This is a genomic window from Gemmobacter sp. LW-1, from assembly GCF_001303875.1.
Taxonomy (GTDB): Bacteria; Pseudomonadota; Alphaproteobacteria; order Rhodobacterales; family Rhodobacteraceae; genus Gemmobacter; species Gemmobacter caeni.
Window position 1 is genome coordinate 18627 of sequence record NZ_LJSC01000046.1, and the last position, 23684, is coordinate 42310.

General features: G+C 65.7%; 20 protein-coding genes and 1 tRNA gene. 14 read left to right on the forward strand and 7 right to left on the reverse strand.

Annotation, left to right across the window (positions count from 1 at the left end):
- Positions 1-76 precede the first annotated feature (76 nt).
- The 9 genes from gcvP (at position 77) to AO684_RS13000 (ending at position 9993) form a co-directional block, all read left to right on the forward strand.
- Positions 77-2914 carry an aminomethyl-transferring glycine dehydrogenase gene (gene gcvP / locus AO684_RS12960; protein ID WP_054303173.1) on the forward strand — a complete coding sequence of 946 codons (2838 nt, stop codon included), beginning with the start codon at positions 77-79 and terminating at the stop codon, positions 2912-2914.
- Between the two features lie 130 nt (positions 2915-3044).
- On the forward strand, positions 3045-3737 hold the full coding sequence (locus tag AO684_RS12965) for an AzlC family ABC transporter permease (protein ID WP_054303191.1): 693 nt from the start codon (positions 3045-3047) through the stop codon (positions 3735-3737).
- The gene (locus AO684_RS12970; protein ID WP_054303174.1) at positions 3734-4045 is read left to right on the forward strand and encodes an AzlD domain-containing protein; all 312 of its coding nucleotides are present in this window, start codon (positions 3734-3736) and stop codon (positions 4043-4045) included. The genes AO684_RS12965 and AO684_RS12970 overlap by 4 nt, the downstream gene beginning before the upstream one ends.
- Before the next feature lie 65 nt (positions 4046-4110).
- Entirely contained in the window at positions 4111-4548 is a 438-nt protein-coding gene (gene trxC, locus AO684_RS12975) for a thioredoxin TrxC (protein ID WP_054303175.1), read from the forward strand.
- Positions 4549-4641: 93 nt separating this feature from the next.
- Positions 4642-6777, forward strand: coding sequence for a calcium-binding protein (locus AO684_RS12980; RefSeq protein ID WP_054303176.1), 2136 nt, complete (start codon positions 4642-4644; stop codon positions 6775-6777).
- A gap of 112 nt (positions 6778-6889) precedes the next feature.
- A tRNA-Ala gene (locus tag AO684_RS12985) sits at positions 6890-6965 on the forward strand.
- Positions 6966-7100: 135 nt separating this feature from the next.
- Complete coding sequence (locus AO684_RS12990; RefSeq protein WP_054303177.1) at positions 7101-8213, forward strand: NADH:flavin oxidoreductase; 1113 nt, start codon at positions 7101-7103, stop codon at positions 8211-8213.
- A 137-nt stretch (positions 8214-8350) separates the two neighbouring features.
- Positions 8351-9511 (forward strand): ribonuclease D, encoded by a 1161-nt coding sequence (gene rnd, locus AO684_RS12995; protein ID WP_054303178.1) that lies wholly within the window; start codon positions 8351-8353, stop codon positions 9509-9511.
- Positions 9512-9516: 5 nt separating this feature from the next.
- Positions 9517-9993, forward strand: a complete 477-nt coding sequence (locus tag AO684_RS13000) for a gluconokinase (RefSeq protein WP_229825432.1) — start codon at positions 9517-9519, stop codon at positions 9991-9993.
- 60 nt (positions 9994-10053) lie between these two features.
- On the opposite strand, the gene AO684_RS13005 is transcribed toward AO684_RS13000, so the two are convergent.
- The gene (locus tag AO684_RS13005) at positions 10054-10509 is read right to left on the reverse strand and encodes a hypothetical protein (protein WP_054303180.1); all 456 of its coding nucleotides are present in this window, start codon (positions 10507-10509) and stop codon (positions 10054-10056) included.
- Positions 10510-10648: 139 nt separating this feature from the next.
- Here AO684_RS13005 and AO684_RS13010 point away from each other — a divergent pair, with 139 nt between their 5' ends.
- Positions 10649-11068 carry a SufE family protein gene (locus AO684_RS13010; RefSeq protein ID WP_054303181.1) on the forward strand — a complete coding sequence of 140 codons (420 nt, stop codon included), beginning with the start codon at positions 10649-10651 and terminating at the stop codon, positions 11066-11068.
- A 3-nt stretch (positions 11069-11071) separates the two neighbouring features.
- Here the strand turns inward: AO684_RS13010 and AO684_RS13015 are convergent, their stop codons facing one another.
- Positions 11072-11323 carry a BolA family transcriptional regulator gene (locus AO684_RS13015; protein ID WP_054303182.1) on the reverse strand — a complete coding sequence of 84 codons (252 nt, stop codon included), beginning with the start codon at positions 11321-11323 and terminating at the stop codon, positions 11072-11074.
- 87 nt (positions 11324-11410) lie between these two features.
- On the opposite strand from AO684_RS13015, the gene AO684_RS13020 reads away from it, so the two are divergent.
- The gene (locus AO684_RS13020) at positions 11411-12040 is read left to right on the forward strand and encodes a J domain-containing protein (protein ID WP_054303183.1); all 630 of its coding nucleotides are present in this window, start codon (positions 11411-11413) and stop codon (positions 12038-12040) included.
- Here the strand turns inward: AO684_RS13020 and AO684_RS13025 are convergent.
- The 3 genes from AO684_RS13025 to msrB form a co-directional block, all read right to left on the reverse strand.
- Positions 12025-13722, reverse strand: a complete 1698-nt coding sequence (locus tag AO684_RS13025) for a glycosyltransferase family 4 protein (protein WP_161806015.1) — start codon at positions 13720-13722, stop codon at positions 12025-12027. The genes AO684_RS13020 and AO684_RS13025 overlap by 16 nt on opposite strands.
- Positions 13719-14522: a class I SAM-dependent methyltransferase gene (locus AO684_RS13030; RefSeq protein WP_054303185.1), complete on the reverse strand. Its 804-nt coding sequence runs from the start codon at positions 14520-14522 to the stop codon at positions 13719-13721. Before AO684_RS13030 ends, AO684_RS13025 begins: the two co-directional genes overlap by 4 nt.
- Positions 14523-14611: 89 nt before the next feature.
- A complete protein-coding gene (gene msrB, locus AO684_RS13035; protein WP_054303192.1) occupies positions 14612-15070 on the reverse strand; it encodes a peptide-methionine (R)-S-oxide reductase MsrB in 459 nt (152 codons plus the stop codon).
- Positions 15071-15287: 217 nt separating this feature from the next.
- Between msrB and cobS the strand changes: the two genes are divergently transcribed.
- The 3 genes from cobS (at position 15288) to AO684_RS13050 (ending at position 20230) form a co-directional block, all read left to right on the forward strand.
- Positions 15288-16274 (forward strand): cobaltochelatase subunit CobS, encoded by a 987-nt coding sequence (gene cobS, locus AO684_RS13040; RefSeq protein WP_054303193.1) that lies wholly within the window; start codon positions 15288-15290, stop codon positions 16272-16274.
- A 198-nt stretch (positions 16275-16472) separates the two neighbouring features.
- Complete coding sequence (gene cobT / locus AO684_RS13045) at positions 16473-18344, forward strand: cobaltochelatase subunit CobT (protein ID WP_054303186.1); 1872 nt, start codon at positions 16473-16475, stop codon at positions 18342-18344.
- An 86-nt stretch (positions 18345-18430) separates the two neighbouring features.
- Positions 18431-20230 (forward strand): aminopeptidase P family protein, encoded by a 1800-nt coding sequence (locus tag AO684_RS13050; protein ID WP_054303187.1) that lies wholly within the window; start codon positions 18431-18433, stop codon positions 20228-20230.
- 160 nt (positions 20231-20390) lie between these two features.
- On the opposite strand, the gene AO684_RS13055 is transcribed toward AO684_RS13050, so the two are convergent.
- Together AO684_RS13055 and AO684_RS13060 are read right to left on the reverse strand one after the other, a co-directional pair.
- The gene (locus AO684_RS13055) at positions 20391-22547 is read right to left on the reverse strand and encodes a malate synthase G (RefSeq protein ID WP_054303188.1); all 2157 of its coding nucleotides are present in this window, start codon (positions 22545-22547) and stop codon (positions 20391-20393) included.
- A 142-nt stretch (positions 22548-22689) separates the two neighbouring features.
- On the reverse strand, positions 22690-23684 hold a 995-nt coding region (locus AO684_RS13060; protein ID WP_082400965.1), incomplete at its 5' end, for an FAD-binding domain-containing protein.

Sequence of the window (23684 nt, forward strand, 5' to 3'; positions counted from 1 at the left end):
GCGCCGCCCCTGCACCACCACGTTATTTCGGACCGAAAATGGGAGCGCGGCGGCATGGTCCGTCGCGGGATGTGACATGACCTTCACACCGACCGACTACAACCCTTACGATTTCGCCAACCGCCGTCATATCGGCCCGTCTCCGGCCGAGATGACGGATATGCTGAAGGCCGTGGGCGTGCCCACGCTGGAGGCGCTGATCGACGAAACCATCCCCGCCTCAATCCGGCAGGAAACGCCCCTGGGCTGGGCGCCCTTGTCCGAGCATGAGCTTCTGGCGAAGCTCCGCGGGGTGGCGGCCAAGAACCGGGTGATGACCAGCCTTATCGGGCAGGGCTATTACGGCACCGTGACCCCGCCCGCGATCCAGCGCAACATTCTGGAAAACCCGGCCTGGTATACCGCCTATACCCCCTATCAGCCCGAAATCGCGCAGGGCAGGCTTGAGGCGCTGCTGAACTATCAGACCATGGTCGCCGATCTGACCGGGCTGCCAGTGGCGAACGCAAGCCTCTTGGACGAGGCGACGGCGGCGGCCGAGGCCATGGCCATGGCCGAGCGCGTGGCGAAATCGAAGGCCCGCGCCTTCTTCGTCGACACGCATTGCCACCCGCAGACCATTGAAGTGATCCGCACCCGCGCGCTGCCGCTCGGGATCGAGGTCATCGTGGCAGACCCCGAGTTCCTTGAGCCGGAAAAGGTGTTCGGCGCGATCTTCCAGTATCCGGGCACCTGGGGCAATGTCCGCGATCTGGAACCCTGGATCGACCGTTTGCACGCCGCGAAGGCGGTGGCCGTGGTGGCGACCGACCTGCTGGCGCTGATGATGCTGAAAGCGCCGGGCGAGATGGGGGCCGACATCGCCGTGGGCTCCGCGCAACGCTTCGGCGTGCCAATGGGCTATGGCGGGCCGCATGCCGCCTTCATGTCCTGTAAGGACGACATGAAACGCGCCATGCCGGGGCGGATCGTCGGTGTCTCCATCGATGCGCGGGGCAACAAGGCCTATCGGTTGAGCCTCCAGACCCGCGAACAGCATATCCGGCGGGAAAAGGCGACGTCGAATGTCTGTACGGCGCAGGCGCTGCTGGCGGTGATGGCCAGCATGTATGCGGTCTTCCACGGGCCGAAGGGCCTGCGCGCCATTGCGGAACGGGTGCATTCCTACACCGTGCGGCTGGCAAGCGCCCTGCGCGAGGCGGGCGCGGTGCTGCCGCAGAAGCACTTCTTCGACACGATCACGGTGAATGTGGGCGTGGGGCAGGCCGGTATTCTGGCCGCCGCGCGGCTGGAGGGGCTGAACTTCCGCAAGGTGGGCAATGACCACGTTGGCATCAGCCTGGACGAGACCACCAACGAGGATGTTCTGGCCCGTGTGCTGCGCGCCTTTGGCATCCATACCGCGCCGCCGGTCAGCGCCGACCTCGGCTTCCCCGAGGCGATGCTGCGGACATCCGAGGTGCTGACCCATCCGGTCTTCCACATGAACCGCGCGGAATCCGAGATGATGCGCTACATGCGGCGTCTCAGCGACCGTGACCTCGCGCTGGATCGGGCGATGATCCCGCTCGGGTCCTGCACCATGAAGCTGAATGCGGCGGCCGAGATGATGCCGATCACCTGGCCCGAGTTTTCCAGCCTGCACCCCTTCGTGCCGGCGGATCAGGCGGCGGGCTATCACGAGGCGATTTCCGACCTGTCGGAGAAGCTGTGCGAGATCACCGGCTATGACGCCTTCTCGATGCAGCCCAACAGCGGTGCGCAGGGCGAATATGCCGGGCTTCTGACCATTCAGGCCTATCACCGCGCGCGGGGCGAAGGGCATCGCGATGTCTGCCTGATCCCGGTATCGGCCCATGGCACCAACCCGGCCTCGGCGCAGATGGCGGGGATGAAGGTGGTGGTGGTGAAATCCTCGGCCAATGGCGACGTGGATGTCGAGGATTTCCGCGCCCGCGCGGCGGAGGCGGGCGACCGTCTGGCGGCCTGCATGATCACCTATCCCTCCACCCATGGCGTGTTCGAGGAAACCGTGCGCGAGATCTGCAAGATCACGCATGAGCACGGCGGGCAGGTCTATATCGACGGCGCCAACATGAATGCCATGGTGGGTCTGGTGAAGCCGGGCGAGGTGGGCGGCGACGTCAGCCACCTGAACCTGCACAAGACCTTTGCCATCCCGCATGGTGGCGGCGGGCCGGGCATGGGGCCGATCGGGGTGAAGGCGCATCTGGCGCCCTATCTGCCGGGGCACCCCGAGACGGGAGGCGCCGAGGGGCCGGTTTCGGCGGCGCCCTACGGCTCAGCAAGCATCCTGCTGATTTCATGGGCCTATTGCCTGATGATGGGCGGTGCTGGGCTGACGCAGGCGACGCGCGTGGCGATCCTGAACGCGAATTACATCGCGGCCCGGCTGAAGGGTGCCTATGAGGTGCTGTTCATGGGCAACCGGGGGCGGGTGGCGCATGAATGCATCCTTGACACCCGGCCTTTCGCGGAAGCGGGCGTGACGGTGGATGACATCGCCAAGCGTCTGATCGATAACGGTTTCCACGCGCCGACGATGAGCTGGCCGGTGGCGGGCACGCTGATGGTGGAGCCGACGGAGAGCGAGACCAAGGCCGAGATCGACCGCTTCATCACCGCGCTGCTGGCGATCCGCGCCGAGATCAAGGCGGTGGAGGCGGGCGAGATTTCCGCCGAGGACAGCCCGCTGCGCCATGCGCCGCATACGGTGGAAGATCTGGTCGCCGACTGGGAACGGAAATACCCGCGCGAGCAGGGCTGCTTCCCGCCCGGCGCCTTCCGGGTGGACAAATACTGGCCGCCGGTCGGGCGGGTGGATAACGTCTATGGTGACCGCAATCTGATCTGCATCTGCCCGCCGGTTGAAAGCTACATGGCGGCGGAATGAAGGCGCCCGGCCGCCCGGCTTTTGCGCGGGGCGACCGGTGTTTTCTGAGTATTTGGGCAAGAAGCAAATGCAGGGCTGGACGCGGAAGCGCCTGGCCTTTAGCTGCATCCGGGTCGGTCTTGGGGGTGTGATGCGGCAGGGGGAAAGCGGGTTCGCGGCGGGGCTGATGGCGGCGCTGCCGATTGTGCTGGGATATTTTCCCATTGCCTTTTCTTTTGGTGTGGCCGGAACGCGGGCGGGGCTTGGCTTTGCCGAGGTGATGGCCTTTTCAGTGATCATGTATTCCGGCGCGGCGCAGTTTCTGGCCGTGGCGCTGGTTTCGGGCGGGGCGCCGCTGCTGGTGTCAGTATTCACGCTGGTGGCGATGGGCTTGCGCCATCTGGCCTATGGTCCGGCCCTTATGGCGGCGGCGGGGCATGAACAGGCGACGCGGCGCGCCTGGGCCTGGGCCTTCGGGCTGACGGACGAGGTGTTTGGCACTGCGCTGGGCGCGCTGTCGCGCGGGCGGCGGTTTTCGGAGCCGTTCATGTTCGGGCTGGGGCTGGCGGCCTATGCCGCTTGGGTTTCGGGCACCGCTGCGGGGGCGGCGGCAGGGGGCGGGGCACTGGCGGCCTATCCGGCGGTCGAGGCGGCGCTGGGCTTCATGTTGCCCGCGCTGTTTCTGGCGCTTCTGCTGTCGATCCTGAGCCGGGCGCAATTGCCGGTGATCGCGGTGGCGGCGGCCGTGACCATCGGGGTGACGCTGCTGTATTCGGCGACCTCAGGGATTCTTTCCGGGATGGTGGCCGGGGCTCTGGCCGGGTTGCCGCGGGGGCGGGCATGAGGGCTGAGGTTCTGGCACTGGTGGTGTCCGTAGGCGCGGCGACATGGGCGTTTCGCTATCTGCCGTTCCGGCTGAACCTGTCGGCGCTGTCTGCGGGGGGCTGGCCGGGGCGGATGCTGGCCGCGATCGGCCCGGCGGCGATTGCGGCGCTGTTTGCCGTTTCGGTTCTGCCCCTGCTGACGGGCGGGGCGCAGGCGGCGTTCTGGGCGGGAACGGTGGCGGTGATCGGCCTGTGGTTCTGGCGCCGCTCGGTCGTGCTGGCGACCCTGGGTGGGGCGCTGGCCTATGGCGTGGTTTTCGCAATCTAGGCCCCTTGCGGGTGTTCGGGGTATCGCCAATATATTCCGCAACGGGAATATGAATGGAGGCTCCGATGGAAGCCGTGAAACTGGCCTGTGCTACCTGCGGGCAGATGAACCGGGTGCCCCGCGACCGTCTGTCGGCCGCGCCGAAATGCGGCAGTTGTGGCGAGCCGCTGGACGATGGCCGCGTGCACGAGCTGGACCGGCTGAGTCATGACAAGGCGGTGCGGGGTGATGACCTGCCGTTGCTGGTGGATTACTGGGCGCCGTGGTGTGGCCCCTGCCGGGCGATGGCGCCCGAATTCGCCAAGGCGGCGAAGGCGCTGGCCCCCGAGGTGCGTCTGGCCAGGCTGAATACCGAAGATCACCCGGATATTGCCGGACGTGCGCGGATTCAGGGTATTCCGGCGCTGGTGCTTTACCATCGCGGGCGCGAGGTCGCCCGGCTGGCGGGGGCACGGCCTGCGGCTCAGATCTCGGATTTCGTGCGGCAGAACCTGCGGCCCTGAGTCGCCGTCGGCATGTAGGCCGATTTGATGCAGGCCAAGGCGGCCCCCTCGAATCAGAAATATAATCATATTCGGATTTGATGGGAGGTTGCTATGGCAGATGTCACGATTACCAACAGGGCGGCCGATCTTGTGACCGGCGGGGTGAACGACCGGCTGACCTATATCTATGATGCCGAGACAAATGATGTCTGGCTCAATACCCTGAGCCCGGCGGGCTCGGGGGCTGAACATCCCGCATCGGGCTACGAGGGCAAGTTCGACGGGATGGGGGGCAATGACGCCTTCTTCGCGGGCTTCGGCCATTTCACCTTCATCGACCGGGCCGGGGGAAATGATTCCATCGTCACGGGAGACGGTGATGACAATCTGATCGGCGGCGCGGGCAATGACAGCCTTTATGGCAATGGCGGGCGCGATACCGTCGATGGTGGCGCGGGCACCGACCGCTGGCAGGCCAATGTCAGCTGGTTCAGCGGCAATGTGACCGTGAACATCAACGCGGTCTCTTCCTTCGCCGACGGGGCCGAGGTGCGCAATGTCGAGGCGCTGGACCTGACGACCGGCGCAGGCAACGACGTCATCACCAACCATGCCAGCGGTGTGGGCTATGATGTCGTCTCCACCGGGGCGGGTAATGACCGTATCCGCATCTACATGGGCGCCACGGATCAGGTGGTCGGCGGCGCGGGCAGTGATGTGCTGGAGGTGATCTATGCCCAGCCCACGAATGATGTCTGGCTGAACAATCTGACAGCGGACGAGGGCGGCGGCTACAGTGGCACCTTCAACGGCATGGGGGGCAATGACCTGATCTTCACCGGCATCGAGCGGTTCCGCTTCGAGGATCGCTCGGGTGGCAATGACAGCATCCATACCGGCGACGGCAATGACACGCTGCTGGGCCGTGCGGGTGACGACACGCTGATGGGCGGCGGCGGGCAGGACCGGATTGATGGCGGGGCCGGCGGGCTTGATTTCTGGCACGGCCGACTGGGCGACGCAACAGCGGCGCTGAAGGTCAACCTGAACGGCACCTCGAAAACCCTTGGCAGCGGTTGGGTCAAGGGGATCGAGGGGATGGATCTTGAAACCGGCGCGGGCAATGACGCGCTGACCGTGCACCGGACCGCGAACATGAGCGATGTCCTGAGTTCGGGCGCGGGCAATGATACGCTGACCTTCTGGGATGGTGGAACGGATCAGGCCAATGGCGGAACCGGCGCCGATCTCCTGCGCTATACGGTGGAGGAGTTCGGGGGCGGTGTCTGGCTGGAGGGGCTGACCGCCGGACGGGACGGCTACAGTGGCCGTCTGAACGGTCTCGGCGGCAATGACCTGTTCTTCACCGGGATCGAGCGTTTCCGCTACGAGGATCGCGTGGGGGGCGATGACATTCTGGTCTTCGGCAAGGGCAACGATACGGTGCTGGCCGGGGCAGGCAACGATCTGGTCGATGTCGGGCGTGGGCGGGATCAGGCGAATGGCGGTGACGGGACCGATTTCTGGACCGCCGATCTGCATACCGCCAGCAAGGCCATCCGCATCGACCTCAACAAGGTCTCCACATACCTGGTCTCGGGCAAGGTGCAGGGCTTCGAGGGGATGAACCTGCAAACAGGCCGTGGCAATGACCGCGTGACCGGCCATGACACCGGCGCAATGGGTGACGTCATCGACACGGGGCGGGGCAGTGATGTGATCGCCCTGCATGCCGGAGGCACCGATCAGGTCAATGGTGGGGCAGGGGTGGATACGCTGATCCTCACCTATGCAATTGCAACCAATGATGTCTGGCTGCGCAACCTGACCGCGACAGAGGGTGGCGGCTGGAGCGGGCAGTACAACGGCATGGGCGGTAATGATGTCAACTTTACCGGCATCGAGAAATTCGCCTTCTACGATCTGTCGGGCGGCAACGACATCATCCAGACGGCGAGCGGCCGCGACACGATCTCGGGCGGGCTGGGCAATGATGACCTTTCGGGCGGCGGCGGGGCGGATCACTTTGTCTATGACCGGCTGGCCGATGAGGGCGACGATGTGATCCGCGATTTCACCGACCGGGTGGACCGTATCGTCCTGTCGGGGGGCAGCATGGCGGATGTGACCATCGAGGCGGTGAATGACGGCGCGGATACCCGCATCACGCTGGACAGCGGCACTACGATCCTGCTGGAGGATGTGGCTGCGGGCAAAATCGGCAGCGCCGATTTCCTGTTCGGCTGAGCCCTTCGCATGGGGCCGCGTCAAAGCGGCGCGGTCCCATATGGCCCCATGAAAAACGCAGCCTGTCCGCTTGACATTCCGCGCATCATCAGCCAGATAGCCCTCAGGTCGAGGGGCAGTAGCTCAGTTGGGAGAGCGCGTCGTTCGCAATGACGAGGTCAGGGGTTCGATCCCCCTCTGCTCCACCAGACCTTCCCCTGAAAGATAATCTGTACCGGCGCAGCCATCTGTGCATCTGCGCGCAGTCAGGTCATGCTGCAGTGCGGCTTGAAAGTGCTGTTAGCGCACATACATCCGCTGCTCAACGATATGGAGTCCGCGAGATGACCGCGACAGAGCCGCTTTTCCGTCCTTTCCGCCTGAAGGGGCTTGAGCTCAGGAACCGCATCGTCATGGCGCCGATGACGCGTGACATGGCCCCCGAAGGTGTGCCCGGCGGGGCCAATGCCGAATACTATCGCCGCCGGGCGGCGGGGGGCGTGGGGCTGATCCTCAGCGAGGGTACGGTGATCGACCGTCCGGCCTCGCGCAATCTGCCGAACATTCCGTTCTTCCACGGGGACAAGGCGCTGCAAGGCTGGCGCGGCGTCGCCGAAGCGGTGCATGGCGCGGGCGGGAAGATCGGGCCGCAGATCTGGCATACCGGCTCGACCAAGGGCGGGGCGTGGAAGCCCGAGGCCGAGGTCGAGAGCCCTTCGGGTCTGCTGGCGCCCGACAAGCCTCGCGGCCGCGCGATGACCGAGGAAGATATTGCCGATACCATCGCGGCCTTTGCCCGTGCGGCGGCGGATGCCAAGCGGATCGGCATGGATCTGGTCGAGGTGCATGGTGCGCATGGCTATCTGATTGACCAGTTCTTCTGGCAGGGCACCAACCTGCGCGACGACCGCTGGGGCGGCGCAACCCTGCCGGAACGCAGCCGCTTCGCTGTGGAGGTGCTGAAGGCTGTCCGTGCCGCCGTCGGTCCCGATTTCCCGGTGCTGCTGCGCGTCAGCCAGTGGAAACAGCAGGATTACGGCGTGAAACTCGCTGCCTCTCCGCAGGAAATGGAAGCCTGGCTTGGCCCGCTGGTCGAGGCCGGGGCGGACGTTCTGCATTGCTCGCAGCGCCGGTTCTGGGACGCAGAATTCCCGGAAATCGACGGGGACACCGGGCTGAATTTCGCAGGCTGGGCCAAGAAGCTGACGGGCGCGCCCACGATCAGCGTGGGGTCGGTGGGGCTTGGCGGGGCCGAATTCCTTGCCGCCTTCCGGGGCGAAGGCGCCGGGGCCGCGCCGCTGGGTCAGCTGATGGATCGCATGGCGCGCGACGAGTTCGACCTGATCGCCGTGGGCCGCGCGCTGATTTCCGACCCCGACTGGGTGCGTCATGTGGAGGCGGGTGACACCGCCGCGCTGCGTGGCTTCGACGCCCGCGATCTGGCCGAACTGGTCTGATCTGCCTGTCCGGAAAGCCACGGGGGCAGCTTCCCGTGGCTTTCCGCCCCACATTTGTGGAAAAAGGTTCACATCGCGGTATCAGGTGCCTATAGCGGAAGGGCGGGACACCCCCGTGAGCCAGACGAAAGACGCCCATGCGCACCATTACGACGACCGAGGAGCTTGCCGAATTCTGTGCGGCAGCCAAGGCACACCCTTATGTGACCATCGACACTGAGTTCCTGCGCGAACGCACCTACTGGTCGAAACTCTGCCTGATCCAGATGGCCCTGCCGGGCGCCGATGGCGAAGCGGTGCTGGTTGACCCGATTGAGGGTGAGGGCATGTCGCTGGAGCCGCTGTATGACCTGTTCCGCCATGAGGCGACGGTCAAGGTGTTCCACGCCGCACGGCAGGATCTGGAAATCTTCTTCGTCGAGGGCGGGGTCTTCCCCGTGCCGCTGTTCGACACCCAGGTCGCCGCCATGGTCTGCGGCTATGGCGAACAGGTGGGCTACGAGACGCTGGTGAAGAAGATCGCCAAGGCGAGTCTCGACAAGACATCGCGCTTCACCGACTGGTCGCGCCGCCCGCTGAGCGCGGCGCAGAAGGAATATGCGCTGGCCGATGTGACGCATCTGCGTGTGGTCTATGAAAGCCTCGCGCGGCAGATCGCCAAATCGGGGCGTGAACGCTGGGTTGCGGAAGAGCTGGGCATGCTCACCGACCCCGAAACCTACACGATCCGCCCGGCCGAAGCCTGGCAGCGGGTCAAGACTCGCACCACCTCGGGGCGGTTCCTGGCGCTGGTGAAGGCGCTGGCCGAGTTCCGCGAAAGTTATGCGCAAACGAACAATGTGCCTCGTTCACGGGTGATGAAGGACGATGCGCTGCTGGAACTGGCCTCGACCCGGCCGCAGACGCATGAGGAGCTGGGCCGCTCGCGCCTTCTGCTGCGCGAGGGGCGGCGGGGCGACATCGCCGACGGAATCATCGCGGCGGTGAAAGCCGGGCTGGAGATGAAGCCCGAGGATATGCCGAAGCCTGATCTTGCGCGCGAACAGTTGCAGGTCAATCCGGCGCTGGCAGATCTGCTGCGTGTGCTGCTGAAAGCGAAGTCGGAAAGCCTTGGCGTTGCGGCCAAGCTGATCGCCTCTGCCGCCGATCTGGATGCCATCGCCGCGGGCGAACGCGATCTGCCCGCGCTGAAGGGCTGGCGGATGGAAGCCTTCGGAGAGGATGCGCTGCGGCTTTGCAAGGGCGAAATTGCCCTGACCGCACGCGGTAACGAGGTCCGGGTGGTGCGGCTGGGGTGACGCCCGTGCGTATTCTCGTCATGGGCGTTTCCGGATGCGGCAAAAGCCGTTTCGGGGCGGCGCTGGCCACGGCGACGGGTCTGGTGTTCCGCGATGCGGATGACCTGCACCCTGAGGCGAATATTGCGAAAATGGCGCGGGGTGAGCCGCTGTCGGATGACGACCGATGGCCATGGCTTGAGGCCTGTGGCGTGGCATTGGAACCGGGTGGTGTTCTGGCCTGTTCGGCCCTGCGCCGGGCCTATCGGAACCGGCTGCGGGATTTTGCTCCTGACCTGCGGGTGATCCATCTGGCGGCGTCGGAGGCCGAGATTTCCGGGCATCTGCAAGCGCGGCAGGGACATTTCATGCCGCCTGCGCTGCTGGCAAGCCAGTGCGCCACGCTGGAGCCGCCGGGTGCGGAGGAAGGGGCACTGGCGCTGCGGGCGTTCCGTCCCGTCGGGCAGATGGTGGCCGAGGCGCGGAACTGGCTGAAGCTCTGAACGGGGGCGCTTCGCCGGGGGCATCGAGCCCCCGTCAAAGCGGCTGCCGCGGTGCGGATGTCAGCGGCGGCTGGTCATGCCGTTGGTCGCGGCCTGCACGGTGATCGACGTGATCTCCTGCAATTGCCGGGTCGTCAGGAACACCGCGGCCGTGATCTGGCGCGAGCGTGGGGTCGAGACGCCGGCCTGCGTCTTGGGGGCAGACATGCGGAAGTCATAGATGCGGGCACCGTTCTGGTCGTCGCCGCGCTTCACCAGCTCTGCATCCCACCAGCCTTGCGTCGGGGGCAGGGCTGTGGCGCGGATGATCGCACCGCCGGGAGCGGGTTCGACCTTCAGGTCGATGATCTGCTGGGCCAGCGGGCGCGGGTCTTCCGGCTTCTGCGTCACCGGATCGACCGCCACCGTTTCGCTGCGCTTGAACCAGTTGAACGGGTTGAGACGCGACTCGCGCACCGCCCCGCAGGCGGAAACGAACATCACCAGCGCCAGCGCGGCAAGCAGCGGTTTTCTCATCCCATCCCCTTTCGCGCCCGTCTGGCGCCTGATCCGGCCTGACCCTTGGCTAACCCAAGCGCGGGCTTTTGAAAAGCACTCCTCTGGACCTTTCGCGCGCTTCGGCCTAGCTGTGGCCCGATACGGTAAGGAGCACACCATGGCCACCCCCGCCTTTGAAGAGATCGTGGAAACCTTCGAATTCCTTGACGACTGGGAGGACCGCTATCGCCATGTGATCGAACTGGGCAAGGCTTTCCCTGATCTGGACGCGGCCTTTCAGGTGCCTGCCTTCAAGGTGGATGGTTGCGCCAGCCAGGTCTGGCTGCGCCCGATGGTCGAAGGGAAGGGCCCTTCGGCGCGGTTCGATTTTCAGGGCACGTCGGATGCGATGATCGTGCGCGGGCTGATCGCGGTGCTGCACGCGCTTTATGCCGGGCTGACTGCGGCGGAGGTCGGCCAGGTTGATGCGCCTGCCGAACTGGCGCGGCTGGGCCTGAACGAGCATCTGTCGTCGCAGCGGTCGAATGGTGTGCGGGCGATGGTCGAGCGTATCCGCAAGACCGCCGCCACCGCCTGAGGCTCAGCCGATATCCAGCGCCAGCGCGTGAATGCGGGTGGTCAGATCGCCAAGCGCGCGATGGACCGCACGATGACGCTCGACCCGGCCCAGGGCCGCCAGCGCAGGTGCGCGGATGGTCACGTTGAAATGGGTCTCGCCGCCTTCACGCCAGCCGCCATGACCGCGATGTTTCTCACTATCATCCTGAATTTCCAGAACTTCCGGCGCAAAGGCAGCGGTCAGCCTTTCCTCGATTTCGTTACGGACAGACATTTTCAGCGCGCTCCCCCTTCAATCCGGCGCGTAAACATCTAAACTCTCGCCTCCGAGTCGGAAAGGCAGTGTCGGAAAGGCCGTGTAATGCAGAAACCCCCGTTCGAATTCGACATCCGCGTTTCCTCGGACAAGAAGCGCCGCAAGACGGGCCGCCGGGGCATGTCGGGGGCGTTTGAGACGTCGCAGAAGAACTGCGAATATCCGGGCTGTCAGGAGGCAGGTCTTTATCGCGCGCCGAAATCGCCGGACCTGCTGGACGAGTTCTTCTGGTTCTGCAAGGATCACGTTCGGGAATACAATCTGAAGTGGAACTTCTTCAACGGCACCTCGGACGAGGAGTTTCAGAAGTTCCTCGACAAGGCGCGCGTATGGGAGCGGGAAACCAAACCCTTCAGCCAGAAGGATGATGGCCGGGCCTGGGCTCGGCTGGGGGTCAATGACCCCATGGCGATCCTGGGCGAGAAGGGCACGCAGAACCCCGGCAAGGTGCAATCTGCCGTAACGCGCAAGCTGCCTTCGACCGAACGCAAGGCGCTGGAGATCCTTGATGCGCGCGACACCTGGACGCGCACGGAAATCCGCAAGCAATACAAGAGCCTCGTCAAGGATCTTCACCCGGACATGAATGGCGGCAACCGCGATGACGAATCGCGTCTGCAAGAAGTCGTCTGGGCGTGGGAGCAGATCCGCGAAAGCCGCTATTTCCGCGACTGAACGGGCGTTACGGCGGGCAGGCGCCGGATATAGCCGTATTTCAGCAGCCAGATCAGCAGACGATCCACCGTCAGCGGGTTGTATTTATGCGCGCTGGCCAGATCGTCGCGGCTGATGCCGGGGGCACCTGCTGCCGCGATGGCCTCGGCCATGGCGGCGAAGGCTTCGGGCCGTTCGGTGGAGCGGCCCATGCCGGTATAGTTGCGCAGCACCAGCATTTCGGCCACCGGCAGCGGCGGTTGTGGCGTCGCGCTGGCGAAACGCACGCCGGCAAACCCGCCTGCGGCACTTGGATAGCTGGCGAAATAGGCGAAGGGCGAGGGGGCTACGGCAAGTCGCCCGGCAGGCGGGAGGGCCGGAGCTGTGGCGGCGCCCCTGCGCGCGGCAAGCTCGCCCCACAAAGCCTGCATCTGCGGCACGATCACCCGCCAGTCGTACAGCGCTGCGGCGCGGGCCTGTCCGGCGGCTCCCAGCCTGCGGCGCAGATCGGGGTTACCTGCGAGCGACAGGATCGCCTCGACAAGCGCACGGATGTCGATTGCCGTCATCTGCGAGGTCAGCGCGCAATATTGCGGATAGGTGTCGGCGCCACCGAAATGGCGCAGCGCCTCGGATATCGCATGGCCTGGCCCCAGCGTCCGGGTCGGAACACGGATGCCCACATCGGGCGTCACCGTATCGCGCATGCCGTCCCAGTCCGACACCAGAACCGGCAGGCCTGCCGCCATCGCCTCGATCGGGGCAAGGCCGAAGGTTTCCTGGATATTGTCGATCGGGAAGGTGAAGACATCGGCACCGGACAGTGCCGCGCGCCGTTCAGCCGCATCGGCCCCGTCGAGCACCAGAAAGCCCACATCGGGCATCAACCGCGCGGCCCCTTCTTCGAACACCTTGCGGGAAAACGCATCGCGGAAGATCCCGCACAGCGCCAGATGCAGCTTCTGCCGGGGGCCCAGCCGTCGCTGCGCCTCGGCCAGCGCGATATAGAGCGGCAGGGGGTCGAACTTCTCATAAGGGGTCAGGCGGGCGATGCAGGTGAACACCGTATCCGCCGCACCCGCGCCAAGCCGCGCACGCAACGCGGCGCCGGCGGCCGCATCCGGGGCAAAGGCGCCACAGTCGATCCCCAGCGGGATGACGGGAAGCTGCGGGCGGGGCGGCGGGTTGGTCATGAACCGTGCCTTCGCATGGGCGTCGATCATGTCCATCTGCGTGAGAACCGCCGACTGCACGGCGCGGGAGGTGCAGATGACCGCATCCCATTCCATCTGCGGCGCCATGCGCAGATCGAAAAAGCCCTGCATCACGCCCCGGGTAGATATGGTATGGGTGATGCCACAGATCGACCAGCTTGCATCCCCATGCGGCGCACGGCGCCAGCATTCGCCAGCGAAATTGGGGCTGGGAAAGAACAGCGTCCCGGGCTCGGCCAGGCGCTGCGGGCTGCGCAGGGGCAGGTGCTGAACCGTCATGCCGGGCCGTTCCTCACCCGCGAGCCGGGTGAACAGCGCCTGATCGGCGGGCTTCGGCGTAAACGACATCAGTGCGGGTGCATCCGCATGGCGGAAAAAGCCCCGAATGAAGCTTTCCCCCGCCACCCGACGGCCATTGATGCCCTTGGCGCCGGGGTCATAGCCGTCGGCGGCAAAATAGATTGCCGCATTGGGCGCAAGATCGGTCATCGGCGGGTCATCCACAGCCAGGGCGTCGGCGAAGACCGCCATTCCCACAGCAGAATCAGCCTGTCCATATCTGACAGCCGCTCCGCCCAGTCCGGCAGAGCGTCATCAGCCAGATGGCGCCCGATCTGCCGGATCTCATGGCTGACGCTGAACCGGCGGTGCAGCAGGTCAAGCGTGCCGGGCTTCATGCCTTCGTGCACCTCGACCAGCAGATCAGCGCCGCGCAGGGCAGGGGCCGACTCGGGGTCCAGCAACTCGGCTTCGGCGCCCTCGATATCGCAGATGATCACGCAATCGCCCGCAGGGAGGTGGCACAGATCGTCATGGGTCAGGACGCCGCCGATCTTCACGCGGTCTGACACGCCGTTCAGGGTCGCAAGCTCGGCGCAAAGGGCCCTTGCGCGCGGATCGCCGTCATGGGCGAGGATCCGGGCGTCGGGCAGGCGCCGGGCCAGCCCGACGGCGTAATAACCCTCCGCCGCACCGATATCGACCACCAGACCATATCGCCGCGCCACGATCTCTTCGATCACCGGGGCAAGCCCGGCTTCGTAAACACCCAGTAACCGCGCGAGACGCGCCCCTTCGGAGGCGCGGACCGTGTAGGTCATGCCCGCAAAGGGGCCTGCGGGAATCTGCTGCGGCAGGCGGCGTGCAAGCGCGCCCTCCAGCCAGCCCGCCCGCCATTTCGCGAGCAGCCGCAGGGCCTGGTTCAACTCGCGGTCTCCGGCGTCAGGGCCAGCAAGCCGCTGTACTTCGGTCGCCACGCGGCGCACCAGATCGTCGTTCCGGGAAGACATGCCCGAACCTCGCCACTCAGGCGGGCTTTTGCCGCCTTTCGGGCCAAGGTTAGCCGTCACCCGCCCGCCGGGCCAGCGTTTTCTGGGCCTTACGCGGGCTGGAAGCGCAGAGCCGCGCCATTGATGCAGTGCCGTTTGCCGGTGGGCGGCGGGCCGTCGTCGAACACATGGCCCAGATGCCCGCCGCAATTGGCGCAATGTTCTTCGATCCGCCGCATAAAGAACCGGCTGTCTTCGCGGTTGCCCACCGCGCCCGGCAGCGCGGCAGTGAACGAGGGCCAGCCGGTGCCGCTGTCGAACTTCGTACTCGATGCATAAAGCTCCTGGTCGCAGCCCGCGCAATGGAAGGTGCCGCGGCGCTTCTCGTCATTCAGCGGCGAGGTGAAGGCACGCTCGGTCGCCTCGTGACGCAGCACGTCATAGGCCAGCGGCGACAGTCGTGCGCGCCATTCCGCATCGGAAAGCGTGAAGGGAAATTCGCCCGCGGCCAATGCCGGGCGTGTGGCGAGCAGCGCCAGCGCGCTGCCGAGAAGGGTTCTGCGGTGCATGATGTCCTCCATGGTCCTGTATGACCATACGCAGGCAGCAGGCCGGATGTTTCACACTTCACGCAAATGCGACCAGGGCGGCCAAAAGCGCCACCCTGTCGCGCCGCCGATGCAGCCGATTGTGTCGGGGACAAGCCTTGCCCTTGCAGCGGGGGGCGATATGTTCCACAAAACCACGGATACGAACCCGCACCCCGCGCCCGGGGTGCCTGATGCGATGGCGGACGGAATGCTGGATCAAGTTGCGAAACCCACCGAAGAAATCTCTGTGCGGGATGTCTTCGGGATCGACACCGACATGAAGGTCAAGGGCTTTGCCGAGCGCTCCGACCGCGTGCCCGAGATTGACCCGACCTATAAATTCGACCCTGACACGACGCTGGCGATCCTCGCGGGCTTTGCCTACAACCGCCGCGTGATGATTCAAGGTTATCACGGCACCGGGAAATCGACCCATATCGAACAGGTGGCGGCGCGGCTGAACTGGCCCTGCGTGCGCGTGAACCTCGACAGCCACATCAGCCGGATCGACCTGATCGGCAAGGATGCGATCAAGCTGCGCGACGGCAAACAGGTGACCGAATTCCACGAGGGCATCCTGCCCTGGGCCTTGCGCAATCCCGTCGCCATCGTTTTCGACGAATATGATGCGGGCCGGGCGGATGTGATGTTCGTCATTCAGCGCGTGCTGGAACATGACGGCAAGCTGACCCTGCTCGATCAGAACGAGATCATCACCCCGCACCCGTCCTTCCGCCTGTTCGCCACCGCGAATACCGTGGGTCTGGGCGATACGACCGGGCTTTACCATGGTGTGCAGCAGATCAACCAGGCGCAGATGGACCGCTGGAGCCTCGTGGCCACGCTGAACTACCTCAGCCATGATGCCGAGGCGGCGATCGTGCTGGCCAAGAATGCGCATTACAACACCGAGAAGGGCCGCAAGACCATCAGCCAGATGGTGACGGTGGCCGACCTGACCCGGACCGCCTTCATGAATGGCGATCTTTCCACCGTCATGTCGCCGCGCACCGTGCTGAACTGGGCCGAAAACGCCCGCATCTTCCACAATGTCGGCTATGCCTTCCGGCTGTCCTTCCTGAACAAATGTGACGAGCTGGAGCGCCAGACCGTCGCCGAATTCTACCAGCGCTGCTTCGGCGAGGAACTGCCGGAAAGCGCCGCCTCGATGGCGATGAAGTGAACCGTCGCAGGGGGGCGCTCGCGCCCCCCTCGGCCTGCGGCCTCACCCCCCCGAGGATATTTCCGGACAGAAAATGAGGCGGTGGCTCGCCGATTTTCTGTCCGGAAATATCCTCGGGGGGAGCTTCCCGAAGGGAAGCGCGGGGGGCAGACAGCCCCCCGTCTTTGGGGGCAACATCCGACCCGGAGCGCGCGCGACATGACCAAACCCGCTGACAACCCCGCCGATCCGTTCAAGAAGGCTCTGGCCGAGGCCACCAAGACCATGGCCGATGACCCGGAGATGACGGTCAGCTATTCCGTCGATCCTTCGGGCATGACCAAGGATGGCATGCGCCTGCCGCAGGTCAGCCGCCGCATGACCCGCGACGAGGTGATGATGGCGCGCGGCACCGCCGATGCGCTGGCGCTGCGGCGGCGTCACCATGATGAAGGGGTGGCCGCGAAATACGCCCCGCCCGGCGGCATCGCGCGCGAGATATATGAGGCAATGGAAACCGCGCGGGCCGAGGCGCTGGGTGCGCGCGCCATGCCCGGCACGGCGGTGAATATTGCCCACAAGCTTGGCCACGAGGCCGAGCGCAAGGGTTATGGCCAGATCACACAGGCCGCCGACGCGCCGCTGTCTGTCGCGGCGGGCTATCTGGTGCGGCATCTGGCAACCGGCCAGCCGCTGCCCGCCGCCGCGGCGAATGTGATGAACCTTTGGCGCGGTTTCATCGAACAGCAGGCGGGCGGGGCGCTGGACGACCTCGACGCCGCGCTGGCGGATCAGTCAGCCTTCGCGCGTCTGGCGCGGCAGGTGATCTCGGATCTTGGTTATGGCGACCAGTTGGGCGACGACCCGGACGCCGATGACATGGATGACGAGGCGCAGGACGAGGCGCAGGAGGACGAGGACAACGCCGAGAGCACTGGCGAGGACAGTCAGGAGGAGGAGGCCGAGGCCGAACCCGAGCGCAGCCAGGAAGACAGCCAGGACCAGAGCCAGGCCCAGGTCTCGATGGATGACAATGCGGACATGGAGCAGTCGGAAGAAGCCGAACTGCCCGAGGGCGAGGCGCCGCAGGAACCGCCGCCGCCGGCGCCCTATTCCGATGCTGACCCGAATTACACTGTCTACACCCAGGAATTCGACGAGGAAATCCGCGCCGAGGATCTGGCCGAGGCGGCAGAGCTGGAACGCCTGCGCGCCTATCTGGACCAGCAGCTTGAACCGCTGAAAGGTGCGGTCAGCCGACTGGCCAACAAGCTTCAACGCCGGCTTCAGGCGCAGCAGAACCGTTCATGGCTGTTCGATCTTGAGGAAGGCACGCTGGATGCAGGCCGTCTGGCGCGGGTGGTGGCGAACCCCACCACGCCGCTGTCGTTCAAGCAGGAGAAGGATACCGAGTTCCGCGATACCTGCGTGACGTTGCTTCTGGACAATTCCGGCTCCATGCGCGGGCGGCCGATCTCGATTGCCGCGATCTGTGCCGATGTGCTGGCCCGCACGCTGGAACGCTGCGGCGTGAAGGTCGAAATCCTCGGCTTCACCACGCGGGCTTGGAAGGGCGGGCAGAGCCGGGAGAAATGGCTGGCGGCGGGACGTCCGCAACAGCCGGGTCGTCTGAACGACCTGCGCCATATCATCTATAAATCTGCCGATGCCCCCTGGCGTCGGGCGCGGCCCAATCTGGGGCTGATGATGAAAGAGGGGCTTCTGAAAGAGAACATTGACGGCGAGGCGCTGGAATGGGCGCACCGTCGCATGGCCTCGCGGCCCGAAGCGCGCAAAATCCTCATGGTGATCTCGGACGGCGCGCCGGTGGATGATTCCACCCTTTCGGTGAACCCTGCCAGCTTCCTTGAAAAGCATCTGCGCGATGTGATCGCCATGGTGGAAAAGCGCAAACAGGTGGAACTGATCGCCATCGGCATCGGCCATGACGTGACGCGCTATTACCAGCGCGCGGTCACGATCACCGATGTGGAACAGCTTGCCGGCGCGATGACCGAACAGCTGGCCGGGTTGTTTGACACCGACCCGCGCAAGCGGGCGCGGGTTCTGGGGATGCGCAAGGTCGGCTGACGGGGCGGTGCGGGGGCTCGCCTCCTTTGCGCCCGTGCCGGGCGCATTCACCCCGAGGATATTTGAGCCAAGGGAAAGAGGCGGGCATGTTTCAGGATTTCACGTCGCAGGCAGACCCGTCTCAGGGGGCGGCGCGGCTGGCGACGCTGCGGAGCAGGCTGGCGGCGGAGGGGCTTTCTGGCTTTCTGGTGCCGCGCGCCGACGCCCACCAAGGCGAATATGTCGCGGCGCGGGATGAGCGGCTGTCCTGGCTCACCGGCTTTACCGGCTCGGCCGGCTTCTGCATTGTGCTGCCCGATCTGGCGGGTGTTTTCGTTGACGGCCGCTACCGCACGCAGGTCCGCGCGCAGGTCGATCTGGCGGTGTTCACGCCGGTGAACTGGCCTGAGGTGAAGCCGGGCGAATGGATCGTTGAAAATCTGACTGAAGGCGTGATCGGCTTCGACCCCTGGCTGCATGCGGCAGACGAGATTGCGAAGCTTGAAACCGCACTGGCAGGCAGCGGAGTTATCCTGCGGCCCTGCGCCAATATGGTCGATGCGATCTGGCCCGATCAGCCTGAGCCACCGCAGGGGCGTGCCTTCCTGCATCCCGAGGCTTTGGCCGGGGAAAGCAGCGCCTCGAAACGGGCGCGGCTGGCGGAGGGGTTGCGTGCGGCGGGCCAGCGCGCGGCCGTCATTACTCTGCCCGACAGCCTGTGCTGGCTTCTGAACCTGCGCGGGGCCGATGTGCCGCGCAATCCGGTGCTACATGGCTTTGCGGTGCTGCATGACGACGGGCGGGTGACGCTTTATGCCGATCCGGCGAAGTTCGACGCGGAAACCCGCGCGGGTCTGGGTGATCATGTGACCCTGCGCCCGGTCGCGGCCTTTGTGCCGGGCCTGCACAGCCTGCCCGGCCCGGTGCGGATCGACCCGGCCAGCGCGCCGGTCGCGGTGGCGCAGGAACTGGAGGATGCGGGCGTTGCGGTGGCGACCGGCGACGACCCCTGCGCGCTGCCGAAAGCCTGCAAGAACCCGGTTGAAATCGCGGCGACCCGTGCCGCCCATCTGCGCGATGGCGCTGCCATGGTGCGTTTTCTCGCTTGGCTGGATGCCACTGCGCCGCAGGGCGGGCTGACCGAGATTGCTGCGGTCGAGGCGCTGGAAGGTTTCCGGCGCGAAAGCAACCAGCTGCATGACCTGTCGTTCGACACGATCAGCGGGACGGGGCCGAATGGTGCCATCATTCATTACCGGGTGACCGAGGCCACCAATCGTGCAGTGGCACCCGGCGATCTGCTGCTGGTCGACAGCGGCGGGCAATATCTGGACGGCACGACCGACATCACCCGGACTATCGCCATCGGCGCGCCGTCAGAACCTGACGCGCGCGACTGCTATACCCGCGTGTTGCAAGGTATGATCGCCGTGGCGCGCACGCGGTTCCCGAAGGGGTTGGCCGGGCGTGATCTGGATGCGCTGGCCCGTGCGCCGCTCTGGCTTGCGGGCTACGACTATGACCACGGCACGGGGCATGGCGTCGGCGCCTTCCTCTCAGTCCACGAGGGGCCGCAGCGGATTTCGCGGCTCTCCACCGTGCCGCTGGTGCCCGGCATGATCCTGTCGGACGAGCCGGGCTATTATCGTGAGGGTGCCTTTGGCATCCGGCTCGAAAACCTGATCGTGGTGCGGGAGGCGCCGCCGCTGGGTGACCACCGCGCGCAATATGATTTCGAGACGCTGACCTTCGTGCCCTTCGACCGGCGGCTGATCCTGCCGGACATGCTGTCAGCAAGTGAACGCGGCTGGCTAGACAGCTATCATGCCGGGGTTCTGGCGAAGATCGGGCCGCTGGTTGAGGGGGCCACGCTGGAGTGGCTGAAAGCCGCCTGCGCACCGCTCTGACCGCCGCGCTTCTGTCAGAGCTTGCCTGAGTATTTGGGCAAGGAGCAAACAGCAGAGCTTTTGCGGGAGCGGCAAAACGGCGCGCGACCGGCTCTCTTGCTTCTTGTACAAATACTCAAAAAGACGTCCCTGCCGGGAGCGCGGCAGGGACGGTGCGCCCTCAGCGGGCCTTGGCCTCCAGTCGGCGGCCATGCAGTACGGGTTCGGTATAGCCCGAAGGCTGGCCGCAGCCTTCGAATACCAGATCGCAGGCGGCCTTGAAGGCCGGGCCATCGAATCCGGGCGCCATCGGGCGATAGGCAGGGTCGGTGGCGTTCTGGCGGTCTACCACGGCGGCCATCTTGCGCATCGCCTCCATCACCTGCGCCTGCGAGATGACGCCGTGATGCAGCCAGTTGGCAAGCGCCTGGCTGGAGATACGACAGGTGGCGCGGTCTTCCATCAGGCCGACATCATGGATGTCGGGCACCTTGGAGCAGCCCACCCCCTGATCAACCCAGCGCACGACATAGCCCAGGATACCCTGCGCGTTGTTCTCGATCTCGGCCGTGATTTCGGCTTCGGACCAGTTGGCGCCTTGCGCGAGCGGGATGGTCAGCAGGTCGCGCAAGGTGCCGCGCGGGCCGCCTTTGGCAATCGCATCCTGCCGGGCCAGCACATTGACGCGATGGTAATGGGTTGCGTGCAGCGTGGCAGCGGTGGGCGAGGGCACCCAGGCGCAATTTGCCCCGGCCTGAGGATGGGCGATCTTCTGTTCCAGCATGGCGGCCATCAGATCGGGTGCCGCCCACATGCCCTTGCCGATCTGCGCGCGGCCACGCAGCCCGCAGGCAAGACCGATATCGACATTGCGGTCCTCATAGCTTTTGATCCAGGCGGTGTGTTTCATCTCGCCCTTGCGGACCATTGGCCCGGCCTCCATCGAGGTGTGGATCTCGTCGCCGGTGCGGTCCAGAAAGCCGGTATTGATGAAGGCCACGCGGGATTTCGCGGCGCGGATACATTCCTTCAGGTTCGCACTGGTGCGGCGCTCTTCGTCCATGATCCCGAGCTTCACGGTATTGCGTGGAAGGCCCAGCGTATCTTCCACAAGGTCAAAGATTTCCGAGGCGAAGGCCACTTCTCCGGGGCCATGCATCTTGGGTTTCACCACATAGACCGAGCCGGTGACGGAGTTGCGCACGCCCGTGGTCTTCTTCAGGTCGTGCATCGCGCAAAGCGTGGTGACGAAGGCATCCATGATGCCCTCGGGCACTTCGGCGCCTTCGGCATCAAGGATGGCGGGGTTGGTCATCAGATGGCCGACGTTGCGCACCAGCATCAGGGCGCGGCCCTTCACCGCCAGCGGCGTGCCATCCGCGCCGGTCCAGTTGGCATCGGGGCGCAGGCTGCGGGTGAAGGTCTGGCCGCCCTTGCTGACCTCTTCGGTCAGCGTGCCGGTCATCAGGCCCAGCCAGTTAGCGTAGGCCACCACCTTGTCGGCGGCATCCACCGCCGCCACGCTGTCCTCGCAATCCATGATCGCGGAGAGGGCGCTTTCCAGCCAGATGTCGGAAATATGTGCGGCATCCGAAGCGCCGATGGCGGAACGGTCATCCATGACCACTTCGATCAGCAACCCATTGTTGCGCAGCAGAAATTGTTGCGGTGCGCGGGCATCGCCCATATGGGCCGCGAATTGTGCCGGGTCTGCCAGCGCCCTGTCGCCCTGAGCGGTCCGGACCACCAGCGCGCCACTCTCAACGGCGAATCCGCGCGCATCCTTCCAGCTGGCGCCAGCCAGCGGCACAGCGCTGTCGAGGAAATCGCGGGCCCAGGCAATGACGCGGGCGCCGCGTGCGGGGTCATAGCCTTTACCGGAGGGCAGATCCCCCAACGCATCGGTGCCGTAAAGCGCGTCGTAAAGGCTGCCCCACCGGGCATTGGCGGCATTCAGCGCGTAGCGCGCGTTCATCACCGGCACCACCAGTTGCGGGCCGGGAATCCTGGCAATCTCGGGGTCGACATTGGCGGTTTCAATGCTGAAATCCGGGCCTTCGGGCACCAGATAGCCGATCTCGCGCAGGAAGGTTTCATAAGCGTCGGCATCAAAGGGCTGGCCGCGCCGGCTCTTGTGCCAGTCGTCGATACTGGCTTGCAGCGCGGCGCGTTTGTCCAGCAGGGCGCGGTTCTTCGGGCCAAGCGAGGCTATCGCGGCGGCAAGGCCGCTCCAGAAGGTATCGGCGCTGACGCCGGTGCCGGGCAGGGCGCGGGTTTCGATGAAATCCGCCAGTTCGCGATCCACCTGAAGTCCGTTCTTGGTCATCCGTCCGATCATTTCCGACTCCCCGCTCTGTTCGGTCGCGAGGATGCGGAAAAACCGCCGTCCGGGCAACCGAAGCCGACACTGGATTTGAAAGCTCAGGCGAAAAACACTTGTCGGGCTTTCTTGATAAACGGATTCCGGGGGCACTGCCTGCTCAAAGATCGAAGCAAAGCTGACCGCCTTGTGGTGAGCGGCTGCCTTCGATCAGGGCGGAGAGAGTGGGGCGGAGGCGGCGGGGCGGTGGGGTTCCGCAAGCGCGGCGGCTGGCCGTCAGCCGGTCGCGGGCGTCACGGGCGGCGCTGACGGGGTCGACCACCGGCTCGGGGTAGCGACGGCCCAGCAGACCGGGGGCACCGGACCATTTCCATGGCTCTTGCAGCAACGCATCGGGGACGGGGGCGAGTTCGGGCAGCCAACGCCGGGTGAAACTGCCGTCGGGGTCCAGAGTCTGACCCAGCCGCACCGGGTTGCAGATGCGTGGCGGAACCTCCGCCAGCCCGGCGTGGCGCCGGACCTGCGCCCAATGGATTGAGGGGGTATAATCGGTCAACCGCCGGGCCAGCGCCTCGCCCGCTGATCTGGAATCCAGCGACAGGTGGTGCAGGGCGCAACCCAAAACCATCGACCGCGCGGCATGAGGCAGCCAGCCGGTCGCGTTCAGATAGCGCAGGCAGGCATCCAGATAGGGCAGGCCGGTTTCTCCGGCCCCCCATGCCGCCAGCCGCGCAGCATCGCTTTCGGCGCTGCGACGGGGAAAAGCCTCGGCGCTGCGCATCGCAGTCGCGCGCGCCAGCAGCCGGCACTGCGTGGCCCGCAGGCCGGATGCCATCTGCGGCAGCGGGCGATCTGTCAGCCGCGCGTCGATAGCGGTGATGACTTCGGACGCCGACAGGGTGCCGAAGGCCAGATGGGCCGAAAGACGCGGGCTCGCCCGCTCGGCCCCGGCGGGCGTCACCTGCGCCGGGAGTCCTGGCGCGGCCCGGCTGGTCAGAAAACTTTCCAGGACTGCCAGCGCCGCGCTGCGCCCGCCGGGTTGTCGGTGCGGGCAGGGGTCATCCGCCAGCCGCAACGCGCGGGCCAAGGGGAGTGCGCCGGTTGACACGCCGTCGATCCCGCGCGCGGTCAGCGGCGCTGCCGGGGTATCGGCGG

Bases quoted from the DNA above. Each gene is read 5' to 3' on its own strand.
- AO684_RS13030 (WP_054303185.1), bottom strand. From the start codon at position 14,522: ATGTCTTCCCGGAACGACGATCTGGTGCGCCGCGTGGCGACCGAAGTA.
- AO684_RS13015 (WP_054303182.1), bottom strand. From the start codon at position 11,323: ATGTCTGTCCGTAACGAAATCGAGGAAAGGCTGACCGCTGCCTTTGCG.
- AO684_RS13055 (WP_054303188.1), bottom strand. From the start codon at position 22,547: ATGATCGGACGGATGACCAAGAACGGACTTCAGGTGGATCGCGAACTG.
- trxC (WP_054303175.1), top strand. From the start codon at position 4,111: ATGGAAGCCGTGAAACTGGCCTGTGCTACCTGCGGGCAGATGAACCGG.
- AO684_RS13025 (WP_161806015.1), bottom strand. From the start codon at position 13,722: ATGACCGATCTTGCGCCCAATGCGGCAATCTATTTTGCCGCCGACGGC.
- AO684_RS13020 (WP_054303183.1), top strand. From the start codon at position 11,411: ATGCAGAAACCCCCGTTCGAATTCGACATCCGCGTTTCCTCGGACAAG.
- AO684_RS12965 (WP_054303191.1), top strand. From the start codon at position 3,045: ATGCGGCAGGGGGAAAGCGGGTTCGCGGCGGGGCTGATGGCGGCGCTG.
- AO684_RS12970 (WP_054303174.1), top strand. From the start codon at position 3,734: ATGAGGGCTGAGGTTCTGGCACTGGTGGTGTCCGTAGGCGCGGCGACA.
- AO684_RS13010 (WP_054303181.1), top strand. From the start codon at position 10,649: ATGGCCACCCCCGCCTTTGAAGAGATCGTGGAAACCTTCGAATTCCTT.
- msrB (WP_054303192.1), bottom strand. From the start codon at position 15,070: ATGCACCGCAGAACCCTTCTCGGCAGCGCGCTGGCGCTGCTCGCCACA.
- cobT (WP_054303186.1), top strand. From the start codon at position 16,473: ATGACCAAACCCGCTGACAACCCCGCCGATCCGTTCAAGAAGGCTCTG.
- cobS (WP_054303193.1), top strand. From the start codon at position 15,288: ATGGCGGACGGAATGCTGGATCAAGTTGCGAAACCCACCGAAGAAATC.
- gcvP (WP_054303173.1), top strand. From the start codon at position 77: ATGACCTTCACACCGACCGACTACAACCCTTACGATTTCGCCAACCGC.
- AO684_RS12990 (WP_054303177.1), top strand. From the start codon at position 7,101: ATGACCGCGACAGAGCCGCTTTTCCGTCCTTTCCGCCTGAAGGGGCTT.
- AO684_RS13005 (WP_054303180.1), bottom strand. From the start codon at position 10,509: ATGAGAAAACCGCTGCTTGCCGCGCTGGCGCTGGTGATGTTCGTTTCC.
- AO684_RS13050 (WP_054303187.1), top strand. From the start codon at position 18,431: ATGTTTCAGGATTTCACGTCGCAGGCAGACCCGTCTCAGGGGGCGGCG.
- rnd (WP_054303178.1), top strand. From the start codon at position 8,351: ATGCGCACCATTACGACGACCGAGGAGCTTGCCGAATTCTGTGCGGCA.
- AO684_RS12980 (WP_054303176.1), top strand. From the start codon at position 4,642: ATGGCAGATGTCACGATTACCAACAGGGCGGCCGATCTTGTGACCGGC.